This window comes from Teredinibacter franksiae (assembly GCF_014218805.1).
Taxonomy (GTDB): Bacteria; Pseudomonadota; Gammaproteobacteria; order Pseudomonadales; family Cellvibrionaceae; genus Teredinibacter; species Teredinibacter franksiae.
Genome location: NZ_JACJUV010000001.1, coordinates 4,192,405 through 4,207,715 on the forward strand (window position 1 = coordinate 4,192,405; position 15,311 = coordinate 4,207,715).

Below are 15,311 nucleotides of genomic sequence, written 5' to 3' on the forward strand. Positions count from 1 at the left end.
GGCTTTTTGGCCGTAAATATTACTGAATTCGAGGGGCCATTGCGTTTAATCAGAGATGTGGTCAGAGGCTTTTCCGGCCTTCGGATTAGTGAGAGCTGGCGATGGCGACTTTAGATCGTACATTATCCAGACTGGCTGACCTTATTTAGAGTAATCAAAATGACACCTGAAGAATTTTCTCAATTAGCCGCCGAAGGCTACAACCGTATTCCTGTCACACGCGAAGTACTGGCGGACACCGAAACCCCTCTGTCGAGTTACCTCAAGCTGGCCAACGGGCCCTATTCTTACCTTTTCGAGTCTGTGCAGGGCGGAGAAAAGTGGGGGCGATATTCGATTATAGGTTTACCGGCCGCTGAGCGGCTGGAAGCGCGTGGTAATGCCGTTAGCATTATCAAAAATGGCGATCTAATGGAAGCTATCGAGTGTGATGATCCTCTGGCGTTTGTAAAAGAATATCAAGCCAGGTTTCGTGTCCCAGATCAGCGTGACCTGCCAGATTTTAGTGGTGGTTTGGTGGGTTATTTTGCTTATGACTGTGTACGTTATGTGGAACCTCGGCTCGCTGACTCGGCTCCCGTCGATGAAATGGGCACGCCAGAAATTCTACTGACCGTTTCGGATGAGGTATTGGTCTTCGATAATTTACAGGGCAAACTTCATCTAATTGTGCATGTAAATCCACAGGAAGGCGGCACAGTGGCAGGTGCCGAAGCGCGTTTGGACGAGCTGGAGAAGCAGCTTGCGAGCGGCTTGCAGGGTTTGCCACCTATGCCTCGTCCACAAAACCATCAGGGCCCAACAGCGATGGAAGGTGCTTTTGTGTCCAGCTACGGTAATGAAGCTTTCCAAAAAGATGTTGAACGGATAAAAGACTACATTCTCGCTGGCGATACGATGCAGGTGGTTTTGTCGCAGCGCTTATCCCATGAGTTTGAAGAGCCTCCCATTAATCTGTATAGAGCACTGCGTTGTTTGAACCCCTCTCCGTATATGTACTTTCTCAATATGGGCGACCATCATGTGGTGGGTTCCAGCCCTGAGATTTTGGCACGCCTTCAAGACGGTGAAATGACCGTGCGCCCTATTGCAGGAACTCGGCGGCGGGGCTATACCGAAGCCGAGGACAGAGCGCTGGAAGACGATCTGATGAACGACCCAAAGGAAATAGCCGAGCATTTGATGCTGATTGACCTAGGGCGCAACGATGTTGGTCGAGTTGCCGAGATTGGTAGCGTTAAACTCACCGAAAAAATGGTGGTAGAACGTTTTTCCCACGTTATGCATATTACATCCAATGTGACAGGCGAGCTAAAGCCTGAGCTTGATGCTATTGATGTATTGCGTGCGTCGCTGCCGGCGGGCACCCTGTCTGGCGCGCCAAAAATTCGGGCGATGGAGATAATCGACGAGTTCGAACCCGTTAAACGGGGTATTTATGGCGGTGCTGTGGGTTACCTGTCGTGGAACGGGAATATGGACACCGCAATCGCTATCCGAACAGCGGTGATTAAAGACAGTAAAATCTATGTTCAGGCTGGCGCAGGTGTTGTTGCCGATTCGCAGCCGGCTCTGGAGTGGAAAGAAACCATGAATAAGGCACGGGCACTTTTTAGTGCTGTTGACTGGGTGAAGAGCGGGCGATGATCAATACTAACGTCTTAGGCAGGATTCCGGTATAGTTCTCTATCAAGCTGGGTGATTTCTAGCGTTGGTCGCAGGAAATAATTGCACGAAATAGTTGCAAGAAATAATAGTTTGCCTTGTCTAGCGATTGGGGCAGACGAGAATTGCGAGGAGCAGTTTTGGAACGCAAAATAGCGAGTCTGAGTGAAGTTGGTGTAGCTGCCGAAGCTAGTGCCGGTGCTCAGATAGACAAAATGTCTGAGATTCATAGATTCAGCAAAACTGAACTCGATCAGTTCAAAATACTGTATCAGGGCACCTCTAACACGCAAATGCTCAAGGTGTTTAGGGATTTACGGACGCGGGTATACAGCAGGGCTAACAGCCAGAATTTCATCTGTATGTTAACCTCCGTTATGCCCGATGGTGGTTGCTCCTATGTGACAAAGAATTTGTCAGCAGCCATTGCTCTGGACAAAACGCGTACATCATTGGTGGTTGACGCTAATTTTTATGCCCCGTCGATGGACGAGTTAGTTGTCGCAGAGTCTGAAGTTGGGCTTACGGATTATCTGGACAACGGTACTTTGGGTATTGAATCCATAGTTTACGCTTCTGGAATTCCGCGGGTTAGGGTGATTCCAGTAGGCGGGAATACCGAGGGAGCCACCGAGCGATTGTCTTCCCGTCGAATGCAAGCCTTTTTAAGAGAGCTGAAAGAGCGTTACCCTGACCGTTATATATTGCTCGATGCGCCTTCGGTGGGAGAGTATGCCGCTGAAGCGAGAATTATGGCTAGCCTTTGTGATTTTGTACTGTTGGTTGTTCCTTACGGTAAGGTGACCGAATCTCAGGTGCGTGCTAGCATCGACGCAATTGGAGAGGAGCGTTTAGCTGGTTTGGTATTTAATTACATGTAACCTTATTGACCGATCTTAAATGTGAAAAAGCCGACATAGATGTCGGCTTTTTTTATCTTAATTAGTCTGAATTGCTTTGTATATTGTATTTTTTCATCAGGTCGTAGAGTGTTGGGCGGGTAATGCCCAAAAGCTTTGCGGTAGCCGATATATTGTGTTCAGACATAGTGAGCGCACGTAAAATAGCCGCTCTTTCGGCGTTATACCGTACCTGGCGTAAATTTAGGTTGAGGCTGTCACTGGATATCAAGCCTAAATCCTCAGGTGTAATCTGTTTGGTTTCACACATTACAATAGAACGTTTTACCCGGTTTTCCATTTCACGAATATTGCCTGGCCACTGATAGGCTTCAATCGCTTCTGTTGCTTCGGATGAAAAGCCGGTAACAGAGGCTTTCATTTGTTCTATAAAAGTACGCAGAAAGTGGCGTGCGAGTAGCATTTTATCTCCCTGCCGGTCGCGCAGCGGTGGTATCTGAATTTCCATTTCACAAATACGGTAGTAAAGGTCTTCCCTAAATGTTCCTTCTGCGACCATCTGTTGCAAGTGTTTATTGGTCGCGCATACTACCCGTACGTCCACAGGAATTTCTTCTCGGCCACCCACACGCTCTATCACACGCTCCTGAAGAAAACGCAGTAGCTTGGCTTGTAGTGATAGAGGCATATCACCAATTTCATCGAGAAATAATGTGCCTTCGTGGGCTGTTTCAACTTTACCAATGGTGCGTTTGTTGGCACCGGTGAAGGCGCCTTTTTCATAGCCAAACAGCTCGCTTTCCATGAGGTTTTCGGGCACGGCAGCACAGTTAATGGCAACCATTCGCTTGTCTTTGCGTGGGCTCAGCTTATGCAGGGCACGCGCTAGGACTTCTTTCCCTGTACCGCTTTCGCCCGTTAGTGTGCAAGTAACATCAGACGGGGCGAGTTTTTCAACGGTGCGACAGATTTTCAGCATACTTGGGTCGCAAGCGATAACACCGTTTAGCGGTGCCTGCTGATTCTCCTGTGATCGACGGTGTTGCTCTTCTAGGTTGTGAATGTGATAGGCACGCTGGAGTATCAGGTCAAGGGTTTCTGGATTTACTGGCTTTTGGTAAAAATCGTACGCACCCATGGCTACGGCTTTTACGGCGTTGTCGTAGTCGGCATTGCCGGTCATCACAATAATTTTTGCAGAGGGAGACAGGTTCGATATCTCTCGTATACACCGAAAGCCTTCCTCGACACCTTCGTCGTCGGGCGGTAGGCCCAAGTCCTGTAAAATAATGGGGGGTTCGTGCAAGCGAATGGCTGTAATGGCATCTTTTCTGTCACCAGCACATATAACCTCGTATTGATCGAAATGCCAACGCAGTTGGCTTTGCAGCCCGAGGTCATCCTCAATAATGAGTAGCTTCTGTTTAGTCTCTGTCGTATTCATTGCGTGTCCGTTATGGTTGTAATCGCTGGTCGATTAACCCGACTATAGGGGAGCCGTTGCAAAATCCTGTGCAGCAGCTCACAGCAGGGGAAGTGTGATTATAAAGGTAGTGCCTTCCCCTGGTGAACTTTCTACAGCAATATTGCCGCCTAGGCTTTGCGCATATTCTCGGGCTTGGTACATACCAATGCCCATGCCTTTACCTGTTTTTGTTGTTTCAAATGGTTTAAATAGGCGCGACTGGATAAACTCGGTGTCCATTCCCAGGCCGTTATCTTCAATGTAAATACATGCGATATTGCCGTCTTGCTCAGTAGAGATATCGATAAATCCTTCTTCTGCCGTTGCGTCCTGTGCGTTTTGGATAATATGGGTGAAGACCATAATTAGGCTGTCTTGGTCGGCTTTAACTTTCCATTCTGGATCTATTGTTCGTAAAGTGGGCGGCGGGGTCGATTTCTGGCAGCGCTTTACCGCGTCAATCAGCACTTGCTTCATGGCTAGTATCGAAATTTCTTCTGGCTCGTTGTGCTGTAATTTGCGTAACAGGTTATTCATTCTGTTGACAGAATTATTAATGGTGTTAATTGCGTCCTCAACGAATGCAGGGTTGTCTTTGTGTTTTTCCGCGTTTTTAACTACTAGGGACTGTTGCGCAATAAGGTTTTTCAGGTCGTGCATAACGTAGGCTGAAAGCTTATTGAAGGCATCGAATTGTCGTGATTCAGCGAGCAGTTCCGATTGTTCGTGTCTTTCGAGATAGCTGGCGACTTGGCGGCCCACGGTTTTAACCAAGTCTAAATCTTCCCAGTTTAGGGTGGTGTTAGCTTGGGGGGCGGTGAGCGCAATAAAGCCTACTAAGCTACTTTCATTCAGCAGAGGCATTATCATCCATACCTCGTCGATCATTTCTACCCATTCCGGTAACAGGTTGTTATGTTGTGCTAGTGCTGCGCTTGGTGAGCTGGGGGAAAACACCCATTCTTGGGTGAGCTCTGCACAGAACTCACTGGAGTTAGGTTCAATCATTTCTGATACATCGATTGAAACATGCACCTGCTGGACTGGCACGAGTACTTTTCCACGTTTCACCCAGAGTGCACCACCATTACTTTTAAATAATTCGGCAACAACGGCTATCGCTCGGGCGTGTATCTCATCGGGTTCCGTTGGCTGTGACAGCTGATTAATCAATTTAAGCCATTCAGCTCGGTAATCGTATTTGTGGCTGAACAGGTGTTTATTGATCAGCACTTTCATTTTTTCTCGGGCGGTGCGCGAGGAAAAAACAGCGCCTACGGAAATTAAGCCACAGGCGAGTAACAGTGTGTATATAACAGTGCCCCAAGTTCCGCCGTAGAGTTCTACGTAGTAACCGCCGGCTGCAAGCAGGGTTAGGGATATACCGGCGATAGTGAGGGATGTTGTGTAGAAAGCAACAGGCCGAGAAAAGGTGATTTTGGCCGATTGCATTGACGTCATATTCAAAGCGACAACGCCAATCGTCATAAAAATGCTGGTGGCCATTGAGACGGCTGCGCGGGCTTGCCAGAGATCGGAGTTTAGTTGTAAAAACACGAGGCTTTGGGAAAAAAGATAAGCGTCAAATATAAAAATAATGGCAAGGCTTAAGCTGAGTAGTTTTACTAGGCGGTAGTTGATGACATTTCGATATAGCTGCTCAACACCCAAAAGACCTGCGATAGAAAATAAAATACCTTGCCAGATGATGAAATGTTCTACCGAGATAAGCCGGGAGCTTAGCGTTGTAAGGTAGGTGGAAATGACCAGTGCGCTGGCTGCAGCAATGTATACGGGGTATTTGAATATTTTTGGTAGAGCATTGGAGCAAAATACTTCTGTATTTCTGACAAGGGCAAATAGCCACAGGCTGTAATGAAGTGTTTCTGCAATATAAATATAGCTGGAATCTAGGCCGTGCAGCTGGTTGACAAGAGGGATAGATGAAAGCCAGATAAGGTGCCCGACGGCTGCGAGGGGGAACGACCAGTGGAGGCGGGTGTTTTTGTGTTGTGCAATTAAGGTGGCAGAGAGCACAAAAAATAAAAGTGCGGCACTTGCGAAGGCCGTCTGTGTAACGTTGCTAAATTCCATTTGTTGGCTCTGGTTCAGGCTTCTGCCACTTGTCGTAGGTGGGCAATTATATACTGAGACGGCGAGCTAGCGCACAAATAGAAACACGCAGATCCAGAAAATAAAGAAGATCTGTGGCAGAGCCTGCTTTTGCCCCCCCGTTAGGGGCGAATTACCAGAGTGTAGTGGGCTTATTCTCCGGTAATTAGGCGGTTTGCTGTAGGTGAGAAACAACCTTCTCCATAAGACGCTCGAAAAGTGGTCGAGAGTCGAGTGTGCGTGCCCGCTCAAACTGCATGTCATAGGCGAGTTGGCGGCGTGACTTCTCTAAAATTTTGAAGCCGAAGCGGTTGACGAAAATGTAGCTGTCAGCGTCTACTTTGCTACTTAATTTGCAGCGAACTTTCTTGCCGTTTTCTTCATCTAAATACTCTAGCCAAGATCCGATGGGAATATCTTTTGCTTCGAGGTAGTAACGATTTGAAAGTTGCTCATATCGGGATTGCTGTCTTTCCAGGGCGGTCATTTCTTCCCAGGACTTTTGCTGCGAGCCGCCTTTGCCTAGCGCATCTTTTTGGTCGCCAGTAAGGTCGGAATACTCTATGTCCTGCGCAGTGGTATCTGACAGCGATACAAGAATCTCTTCAATTGCCGCAACTTTTGAAGCCCTTGATTCGGGGTTGTCTATTGCTATTTCCAGCCCGTTATCAATACGCTGTAGAACTTCTGGTTGCAGGCGTTTGGCTCGGGATATAGAGCGATCGTCTGTATGGGGTTGGCATAACCAGATGATATCGGTAATTAGGCTTTCGGCTTCAATCCACTCTGAGCTGTCGTATCCTTGCTTAAGGTGCGTGATAACGAGCACCTGTAACCAAGTGTTGGTGAGAAAGGTGCTTACCGCCTCGGGTAGCTGGGCATTTTTCAGTTTGTTATACAGGGCTGCCTGTGCTGTGGCGCGCGCCTGGCGTATTTTAGATTTGCCTTCCTCCGCTTGAGTGGTTCGCTTTTCCACCAAGTCAGATTTACGCTTTTCCTGACTTATATCGTGCTCAAGTTCTTCGAGGAATTCTTCAAATACAGACGCATCTGCTTTATAGAGGCGGTTAATGGTTTGTACACCATCAGCAATTTTTCGGTACAGAGGATCTCGTTCGAGGGGTTTGCTCTCGTCGAAACTCAATCCAGCGCGAGTAACCAGGTTTACTAGTTTGCGAGCAGGGTGCTCGCTTTCGGTTAGGAATGATCGATCGTGTAAGGCAATTTTCAAAATGGGAATCTGCAGCCTACAGATTAACGATTGCACGGCGAGAGGCAGGCTGTTGTCCGAAAGTACATTGTCAAAAAACATTGCGATGAGGTTAATAATATCCTCGTCGGGTTGCTCTAAGGCTTGAGGTACTTCGGGGTCGCGTTTGGCCAGTAACTGGTTTACGACGTCTGTAATAATATTACGTGGTGCAACGGTGGATAATTGCCTGTCTACCAGTGGCTGTGATTTGGTCAGCAATGACGCCAGTTGTGGGGAAGCCATGATTGGCCCTGGGTTGCTGGAGTACAGATAGTAGGTGTAAGGCCCCGTAGCTTTTGTGGCGCCGTCGGCACTTAAGGGGGCATGGGTATTTGTTCTCGCCCCAGACATCAACGTACTTAAAGTATTTAGGTCGAGCTGAAAGTTGAGTGTGGGTTGTGTCAGCTGCTCGGGTAGCTGAGGTATCCCGGCATTATCACGCTCGAGCTTTTGCTCGGTGGACGATGGCCGCTCTGAAGAACTCGATTTATTCAGGTGGCGAGGTACCTTGGGGAGAATACCTGCGTCTAGCAGTACCTGATTGGCGTCAGCAAAGATTGGCCCTAACTGCTTGAGTACGTGCTTTTCGAACAGTTTGAACAGAATTAGCAGTGCTTTGATGTTGATGTCGAGCTGATTTTCACAAGCTTTGACAAAGGCCCCGGCCAGTTGTTGCGGATCTAGCGGGCTGTTGTCTTCATTGACCGGGATTTGTAGCAATAAGTGGTCAAGCCTTATCGTCAGCTCGTAGAGGTCTTGTTTGAAGTTTTCTCGGGTGCGGCTGGCCATGTTGCTTTGCGCGAGTTCAATCTCCAGCTGGTCACCTTCCACTATGGAAAGGTTACTTACGTCCTCGTCTTGCTCTTCTCGGGTGCGATTCACCTCGAAATTCATCAGTTCAGAGAATGAATTAATTAGCTCCTGCGCAAATGCGGTGGCTATGCCTCGCTTTTTAATGCGGACCTCACGCATGGCCTCGAAGTACAGGTTTTGTTCGTTATTGTTGGTGGCTCGCTTAGATAAGTCGTAAAAAAGGTCGTCCGTAGCGGAAAACATGTGCTCAAGTAAGCGCAGGGCGTTCTCGCTGGACTGATCGCGAATGTGCTCCAGCATTTTGGGAGGATGAGTGGGGCCCTGGTATCTCTTTCCTACTAGTTCGAGATGCTCGGGTCTGTCTTTCCTTGGCGCCATGAGTTAATGCTCGCTCTTTTAAACAATCCTGATCTTTGATTTTGATCACTAATGAGACCTGCTTATATTTACATGCAGGTTTTATTCCGAATTACATATCAGCTCCGAATGAATAAGCACTGCGTGATCTGCATCACGCTTTTCGGGTGCACACATTCTGGGTTAATTTGACGGTTGATGGTGAACGCCGTGCCAAGTATGTGCCTGCTTACCCTGAGAGCCCCGATTCATATGTCGGTACGCCTATTAATACCATAAATCGGTTGAAAATTCGCCAGTTTAATAGCTATGACGTTGATTAAAAAAGCTACATTCAGTCTTGTTGGAACGCTTCTTGATTGGCGGTAGCTGGCTGCACAGTTGTTAGTGGGCTTATTTTTTTGCGAATTGTAAAAAAAATCGACTTGCGTTGGTGTGCGTTGTTACTCACTGTGCGTGCTCATATGGTCCAACCTACCCATCTATTACGGAGACAGCCTATAATGGCGCCTAGTAATTCCGTTGTGAGGGTAAATCCGTCTTGCCTGTCACGCTAATAATCTTTTTGGTCGGCGCATTCTGATGTTATTAATGATCGATAATTATGATTCATTCACCTACAACGTTGTTCAGTATCTTGGCGAGCTTGAGGCTGATGTTGTTGTGGTTCGTAATGATGAGCTTTCTCTGGAGCAAATAGTGGAGAGGCGACCTGAAAAAATTGTAATTTCCCCCGGCCCTTGCACTCCCTTTGAGGCCGGTGTATCGGTTGATGTTATACGGCATTTTGCCGGTAAAGTGCCTCTTTTCGGTATATGTTTGGGCCACCAAAGTATCGGTCAAGCATTTGGCGGGAAAATAGTACGCGCGCGCGCGGTGATGCATGGCAAGCTGTCAAAAATTTACCATAAAGGCGAAGGGGTCTTTAGTGGTTTGGTTTCGCCCTATACGGCGACTCGCTATCACTCGCTTGTTATTGATAAGGCAAGCCTGCCGGATTGTCTTGAAATTACCGCTTGGACGCAAACCGACGATGGCGAAGTGGATGAGATTATGGGGGTGCGTCATCGTGAGCTTCCGGTAGAGGGTGTTCAGTTTCACCCTGAATCGATTTTGAGTGAACATGGGCACAGTTTACTGAAAAACTTTCTCGACACTCAAGCTAAATAAAACCTCTCGTTAAAAAATAATAGGCAATGACCATGAATATCCAGCAGGCACTTTCCAGGGTGGTGGGGGGCGAGAGCCTCTCGCAGCAAGAAATGACCAGTGTTATGAAATCTGTGATGACCGGCGAGGCAACGCCAGCGCAAATTGGTGGTTTACTGGTGGGCTTGCGCATGAAGGGCGAGTCTCTGGACGAAATTACGGGTGCCGCCATCGTTATGCGCGAGCTGGCTACTAAGGTTAACGTGGGCGTCGAAAACTTGGTGGATACCTGCGGTACTGGAGGTGATGGTGCGAATTTATTCAATGTCTCAACCGCTTGTGCTTTTGTTGTTGCGGCTGCGGGCGGCCATGTTGCCAAACATGGTAATCGCTCGGTTTCCAGCTCTACGGGAAGTGCGGATGTCTTGGAGGCGGCGGGTGTAAACCTATCCATTTCTCCTGAGCAGGTGGCTAGGGCCGTTAAGGAGGTGGGCGTTGGCTTTATGTTTGCTCCTGCCCATCACGGTGCAATGAAGCATGCAATTGGCCCAAGAAAAGAATTGGCAATGCGCACAATATTTAACATGTTGGGGCCAATGACCAACCCTGCGGGGGTAAAGCGGCAGGTGATCGGCGTCTTTGATGCCTCCCTTTGTCGGCCGATGACGGAAGTGTTAGCGAGATTGGGTAGTGAGCATGTGATGGTTGTGCATTCAGTCGACGGTCTGGATGAGCTATCGATTGCCGCGAAGAGTCATGTTGCGGAACTTAAGGATGGGGTGGTAACAGAGTACATGCTCGATCCAGTTGAGTTGGATGTGGCTGAGACTGACTTGGAAGGCTTATCGGTTGAGAGTGCACAGCAGTCACTCGATTTAATCAAATCGGCTTTTGCTGGCGCGGGTTCTGCATCGGCCAAAAAGGCGGCTAAAATTATAGCGTTGAACGCCGGCGCTGCAATTTACGTTGCTGGGTTGACGGGCTCTATCGCTGCGGGTGTCGCAATGGCTGAAGATATGCTTTCAACCGGTGCGGCAACAGAGAAGTTGAAGGATCTTGTCGAATTTAGTCAAGTTTAGTGAATTTATAAGTGTGAGAAATCTTGTGTCTGATACACCAACCATTTTAAAAAAAATAATTGACCGAAAGCATGAGGAAGTTGCCGAGCGCTGTCAGTCGGTGAGCATTTCCCAGTTAGAGACTGTGGCCGCTTCTTTGTTGCCTGCTCGTGGGTTTGTTGCTGCAATTGAGGCGAAAATTGCGGCGGGCCAATCGGCTGTTATCGCCGAAATAAAAAAAGCGTCTCCGAGTAAGGGCATTATTCGACCCAATTTCCGGCCTGCGGATATTGCACGCAGCTATGCGAATGCTGGAGCGGCTTGTTTGTCGGTATTAACAGACGTCGATTTTTTTCAGGGCGCCGATGAATACCTCAAGGCTGCGCGCGCTGAAGTGAACTTGCCGGTAATCCGCAAGGATTTTTTAGTTGACCCATATCAAGTGTCAGAAGCGAGAGCAATAGGAGCGGATTGTGTGTTGTTGATCGTTGCGGCTTTAACTAAGACGCAGTTGCACGAGTTAAATGAACAAGCGTTGGCTCTTGGGATGGATGTACTGGTCGAGGTTCATGACCAGAGAGAGTTGGAGTTGGCGTTAGCGTTACCCAATAAGCTCATTGGCATTAATAATCGAAACCTGCATACGTTTGATGTTTCTTTGGATACTACGTTTAACCTGTTAAGTGAGATACCAGAAGATAAAATTGTTGTTACTGAGAGCGGTATATTGGCGAGAGAGGATGTGGCCGCTATGAGGGCGCATGATGTGAATGCTTTTCTTGTGGGCGAATCATTTATGCGTGCCAATGATCCAGGTGAAAAGCTAAGAGCACTGTTTGAGTAAGACGAGTAACGCCTACGGTGTATTTGCACACGGTAGGCGTTATTAACTCAAGTATTTTATCGGGTACCAAATACCACCATGGTTTTACCCTTGACGGAAACTAACCCCTGATCTTCCAGTGTTTTGAGAACGCGACCTACCATTTCGCGTGAACAGCCAACAATTCGTCCGATTTCTTGTCGGGTAATTTTGATTTGCATGCCGTCCGGGTGCGTCATTGCGTCGGGCTCTTTACATAGATCTAGTAAGGTGCGGGCAACGCGGCCGGTTACATCAAGGAAGGCTAAGTCGCCCACTTTTCGTGTGGTGTTTCGCAGCCTGCGGGCCATCTGGGTACCGAGGGCGAAGAGGAACTCAGGGTATGCCTCGGAAATTTCCTGAAATTTAGAATAGGATATTTCTGCGATTTCACACTCAGTCTTGGCTCTCACCCAGGCGCTGCGATTGTCTTGTTCGTCAAACAGGCCCATTTCACCAAAGAAATCGCCGTCGTTTAAATAGGCGACGATCATTTCGCGGCCTTCTTCGTCCTCAATAAGAACGGTGACAGAGCCCTTAATTATGTAATAAAGAGAATCGCTTTTATCTCCGGCGTATATAAGCGTGCTTTTTGCCGGATAACGGCGTCGGTGACAGTGGGCCAGAAAATCATCCACATTATTAATGTGGCGTGTCAGTGATACAGCAACCAAGTTAGTACCCTCGATTCTTCGAAAAAGCTATTAAGCAGAATGGCGACAATTACGCCCATGTGGCGTGCATATTTTCTTAATTGTTTTTATTAAATGTGAGTCACGCAACCTACAGGAGTATACCCTGTTAAATTGAGGAAATTGAATACTTTATGGAATTTCATTACGGAATTGAGTAACGAATATGGAATTTCGAGTAAAGTTAGCGCCGTTTCACGGTTTTTATGCGCATTTCAAATTAGCGCTAGGCCAGCTAGTAATTGTGGTAATCTTGCCGCCCCTTAAATGGCTGGATGTGGCGCGCCAAGATGGCTGCGCGCGTTAAAATCATTAGATTAGTAAAGTTGGATCGACATATGAAGGCAACAGTTAAATGGGTCGATGGGGCCTGTTTTTTAGGTGAATCGGGTAGTGGGCACTCTGTCGTTATGGATGGCCCTGCTGACCATGGTGGGCGAGACATTGGGGTTCGGCCTATGGAAATGCTGCTTTTGGGGTTGGGCGGGTGCTCAAGCTTCGATGTAATGAGTATTTTGCAGAAGTCCCGCCAGGTTGTGGAAGATTGCCGTGTTGAAGTTGAGGCTGAGCGCGCTGATGCTGTGCCAGCCGTATTTACCAAGATTCATCTACATTTTGTCGTTGCTGGAAAGGCATTGAAGGAAGCTCAGGTCAAGCGGGCAGTGGAACTTTCGGCAGAGAAATACTGCTCAGCGTCTATTATGCTGGAGGCCGCCGGCGTTAACATTACCCATACTTACGAAATGATTGATACTGCTGCTGTATAAGCGGGCACGGTGGCTGGTAAGTAACAGGCGCTAAATTGAGCGCGCTATATACGGTAGCTGGTTTGTGTCATCGCCTTTGAAATCGTGGTCATAAAGGCTTTGATGGGGCCAGGGAAAGCAATCCCCCCTGCATCCAGAGCTGTATGTGCGTGTTTGGCCTCATCGACCAGCATTTGTTCTACTATGGCTCTAGATTCGTAATCGTATTCTGGCAGCTCTTCGAGGTGTGCCTGTAAATGTCCGCAAACCTGGTCTTCGGTTGCGGCGACAAACCCCAAGCTAACCCTATCGCTTATTAATCCCGCCGCAGCGCCTATCCCAAAGGAAAGCCCGTACCATATTGGATTCAGCCGGCTGGTATGGCTCCCCAAGCTATTTAAGCGTTCTTCACACCAAGCAAGGTGGTCGATTTCTTCATCGGCGGCCAGCTCCATTTCTTCTCGCACCTCTGGTAGCTTAGCGGTAAGCGCCTGGCCTTGGTAAAGCGCCTGTGCACAGACTTCTCCAGAATGATTCACCCGCATTAATCCGGCTGCATGCTTGCGCTGGTCTTGGGTTAACTCTAACGAGGATGTTTGCGTGGCTTTAGGTGTTTCGCGCGTTAGGGTTTGGGTTCCCGGCGTAAGGGTGCGCAGTGCTCGATCGGCTCCACAAATTAAGGAGTCTATTAGTGAAAGGCGACGCTGGGCCATAAGCATATCTCGATTAAAATGGGTGTTCGATACAGGTACACTACCGATAAACCTGAACCGTCGATCAAGGATTACATGAATAATAACGATTTAAAACTGATACTCAATACTCAGGCTTCATTGATTGTGGTGGAAACATGGGACGAAACCCGCTCGGTGGACCTGCTGCAGAACTTTTTTCGTAGTGCGAGCCTACCTGCATGGCGCTGGAGCGTCACCGAGGGGCTGTTCCCCTTGGGGTTTGGGTTGGAGTTGGCAAACCCGGAGCAGTATGCTGAACCGGAGAGCGTGCTGCGTTATATCAAAGAATACAGAAAGCCGGGCGCTTTTGTGCTTTGCGATATTCATCCGTTTCTTGAAACGCCGAAAATCATTCGTTTACTTAAAGATATTGCCTTGAGCTATAGCCAGTCGCAGCATAAGTTGGTGTTGGTGAGCCATCGCCTGCAGTTGCCGCCTGAATTGTCCCGGCTGGCGGTATCGGTGTCTTTATCCATGCCCAGTGAAGATGAAATTTTGGGTATTATTCGTGAGCAGGCTCGGATTTGGGGCGATAAAAACCGAAAAGCAAAAATTAAAACCGATAATCAAACGTTACAGAAGCTAGTCAATAACCTTAAAGGCCTGCCTCATCAGGATGTTCGTCGGCTGGCCTATGGGGCAATAGCCGATGACGGCGCCATTACCGAGGACGATCTGCCTGAGGTAACGAAAGCCAAATTTGCGCTGATGAACATGGAGGGGGTGCTGCATTTTGAGTACAGCACGGCTCATTTACGTGATGTTGCAGGTCTTTATACCCTTAAAAAGTGGTTGGAGAACCGTCGCGAGGCACTTTCCAGTGAAGACAGTAAACTTGACCCACCAAAAGGTGTGCTTCTTTTTGGTGTTCAGGGTGGCGGAAAGAGTCTGGCGGCAAAAGCGATAGCGGGGGTATGGGGGCTACCGTTGCTAAGGCTGGATATGGCGGCGTTGTTTAACAAGTATATTGGTGAAACAGAGCGTAATTTACGTGAGGCGCTAAAGCTTGCTGACCTTATGTCTCCCTGCGTTCTTTGGCTTGATGAAATTGAGAAGGGCATGGCGGATGGCAGTGATGACAGTGGCATGCCTAAGCGTCTGCTTGGCACCTTGCTCACATGGATGGCTGAGCGTAAAAGCCGGGTTTTTATGGTTGCGACCAGTAACGATATTAGTCAGTTGCCGCCGGAGCTTATGCGTAAAGGTCGATTTGATGAAATCTTTTTTGTGGATTTACCCGACAGTCAGACGCGCTACAGTATTTTTTCTATTCATCTGGAAAAACGGGAACTCGAACCGGCCCACTTCAACTTAGATGCGTTGGCGCAGTTGAGTGATGGCTTTACCGGCGCTGAAATAGAACAGGCCGTGGTTTCGGCAACCTATAGTGCCGCCGCGAGGGGGCGTGATATATGCGATGAGTTGTTGCAGGAGGCTATCCAGCAAACCCAGCCGCTCTCTGTGGTGATGGCGGAGCGTATGAATGAGTTGCGCGCTTGGGCGAAAGAGAGGGCTGTGAGGGCGAACTAGCGGGCTGTGTTTTACC

Annotated in this window: 12 protein-coding genes; 7 read left to right on the plus strand and 5 right to left on the minus strand. The window is 48.3% G+C overall.

Annotated features, from left to right (window positions below; genetic code table 11):
- The first annotated feature begins 159 nt into the window (after positions 1 to 159).
- Both trpE and H5336_RS17655 read left to right on the plus strand, forming a co-directional pair.
- Positions 160 to 1,647: an anthranilate synthase component I gene (trpE, locus tag H5336_RS17650; RefSeq protein WP_185235535.1), complete on the plus strand. Its 1,488-nt coding sequence runs from the start codon at positions 160 to 162 to the stop codon at positions 1,645 to 1,647.
- A gap of 158 nt (positions 1,648 to 1,805) precedes the next feature.
- Complete coding sequence (locus tag H5336_RS17655) at positions 1,806 to 2,546, plus strand: P-loop NTPase family protein (protein WP_185235536.1); 741 nt, start codon at positions 1,806 to 1,808, stop codon at positions 2,544 to 2,546.
- Positions 2,547 to 2,607: 61 nt separating this feature from the next.
- Here the strand turns inward: H5336_RS17655 and prsR are convergent, their stop codons facing one another.
- The 3 genes from prsR to H5336_RS17670 all read right to left on the minus strand — a co-directional run bounded on the left by prsR (position 2,608) and on the right by H5336_RS17670 (position 8,545).
- Positions 2,608 to 3,969, minus strand: a complete 1,362-nt coding sequence (gene prsR / locus H5336_RS17660) for a PEP-CTERM-box response regulator transcription factor (protein ID WP_185235537.1) — start codon at positions 3,967 to 3,969, stop codon at positions 2,608 to 2,610.
- Between the two features lie 78 nt (positions 3,970 to 4,047).
- A complete protein-coding gene (gene prsK, locus H5336_RS17665; protein ID WP_185235538.1) occupies positions 4,048 to 6,084 on the minus strand; it encodes an XrtA/PEP-CTERM system histidine kinase PrsK in 2,037 nt (678 codons plus the stop codon).
- 184 nt (positions 6,085 to 6,268) lie between these two features.
- Positions 6,269 to 8,545 (minus strand): DUF1631 domain-containing protein, encoded by a 2,277-nt coding sequence (locus tag H5336_RS17670; RefSeq protein ID WP_185235539.1) that lies wholly within the window; start codon positions 8,543 to 8,545, stop codon positions 6,269 to 6,271.
- A gap of 561 nt (positions 8,546 to 9,106) precedes the next feature.
- Here H5336_RS17670 and H5336_RS17675 point away from each other — a divergent pair.
- From H5336_RS17675 to trpC, 3 genes are read left to right on the plus strand one after another with little or no spacing between them, the layout of a single operon-like run.
- Complete coding sequence (locus H5336_RS17675; protein WP_185235540.1) at positions 9,107 to 9,694, plus strand: aminodeoxychorismate/anthranilate synthase component II; 588 nt, start codon at positions 9,107 to 9,109, stop codon at positions 9,692 to 9,694.
- 32 nt (positions 9,695 to 9,726) lie between these two features.
- The gene (gene trpD / locus H5336_RS17680) at positions 9,727 to 10,752 is read left to right on the plus strand and encodes an anthranilate phosphoribosyltransferase (RefSeq protein WP_185235541.1); all 1,026 of its coding nucleotides are present in this window, start codon (positions 9,727 to 9,729) and stop codon (positions 10,750 to 10,752) included.
- Positions 10,753 to 10,777: 25 nt separating this feature from the next.
- Positions 10,778 to 11,575, plus strand: coding sequence for an indole-3-glycerol phosphate synthase TrpC (trpC, locus tag H5336_RS17685; RefSeq protein ID WP_376766536.1), 798 nt, complete (start codon positions 10,778 to 10,780; stop codon positions 11,573 to 11,575).
- A gap of 56 nt (positions 11,576 to 11,631) precedes the next feature.
- Here trpC and crp read toward each other — a convergent pair whose 3' ends face one another.
- Entirely contained in the window at positions 11,632 to 12,267 is a 636-nt protein-coding gene (gene crp, locus H5336_RS17690; RefSeq protein WP_185235543.1) for a cAMP-activated global transcriptional regulator CRP, read from the minus strand.
- A gap of 356 nt (positions 12,268 to 12,623) precedes the next feature.
- On the opposite strand from crp, the gene H5336_RS17695 reads away from it, so the two are divergent.
- The gene (locus tag H5336_RS17695) at positions 12,624 to 13,052 is read left to right on the plus strand and encodes an OsmC family protein (protein ID WP_185235544.1); all 429 of its coding nucleotides are present in this window, start codon (positions 12,624 to 12,626) and stop codon (positions 13,050 to 13,052) included.
- 44 nt (positions 13,053 to 13,096) lie between these two features.
- Here the strand turns inward: H5336_RS17695 and coq7 are convergent, their stop codons facing one another.
- A complete protein-coding gene (gene coq7 / locus H5336_RS17700; protein WP_185235545.1) occupies positions 13,097 to 13,744 on the minus strand; it encodes a 2-polyprenyl-3-methyl-6-methoxy-1,4-benzoquinone monooxygenase in 648 nt (215 codons plus the stop codon).
- A gap of 75 nt (positions 13,745 to 13,819) precedes the next feature.
- Here coq7 and H5336_RS17705 point away from each other — a divergent pair, with 75 nt between their 5' ends.
- A complete protein-coding gene (locus H5336_RS17705) occupies positions 13,820 to 15,295 on the plus strand; it encodes an AAA family ATPase (RefSeq protein ID WP_185235546.1) in 1,476 nt (491 codons plus the stop codon).
- Positions 15,296 to 15,311 lie beyond the last annotated feature (16 nt).

Excerpts from the sequence above, each read along its gene's own strand:
- H5336_RS17705 (WP_185235546.1), top strand. The coding sequence starts at position 13,820 with ATGAATAATAACGATTTAAAACTGATACTCAATACTCAGGCTTCATTG.
- H5336_RS17670 (WP_185235539.1), bottom strand. The coding sequence starts at position 8,545 with ATGGCGCCAAGGAAAGACAGACCCGAGCATCTCGAACTAGTAGGAAAG.
- prsR (WP_185235537.1), bottom strand. The coding sequence starts at position 3,969 with ATGAATACGACAGAGACTAAACAGAAGCTACTCATTATTGAGGATGAC.
- prsK (WP_185235538.1), bottom strand. The coding sequence starts at position 6,084 with ATGGAATTTAGCAACGTTACACAGACGGCCTTCGCAAGTGCCGCACTT.
- H5336_RS17695 (WP_185235544.1), top strand. The coding sequence starts at position 12,624 with ATGAAGGCAACAGTTAAATGGGTCGATGGGGCCTGTTTTTTAGGTGAA.
- trpD (WP_185235541.1), top strand. The coding sequence starts at position 9,727 with ATGAATATCCAGCAGGCACTTTCCAGGGTGGTGGGGGGCGAGAGCCTC.
- trpE (WP_185235535.1), top strand. The coding sequence starts at position 160 with ATGACACCTGAAGAATTTTCTCAATTAGCCGCCGAAGGCTACAACCGT.
- coq7 (WP_185235545.1), bottom strand. The coding sequence starts at position 13,744 with ATGGCCCAGCGTCGCCTTTCACTAATAGACTCCTTAATTTGTGGAGCC.
- H5336_RS17675 (WP_185235540.1), top strand. The coding sequence starts at position 9,107 with ATGTTATTAATGATCGATAATTATGATTCATTCACCTACAACGTTGTT.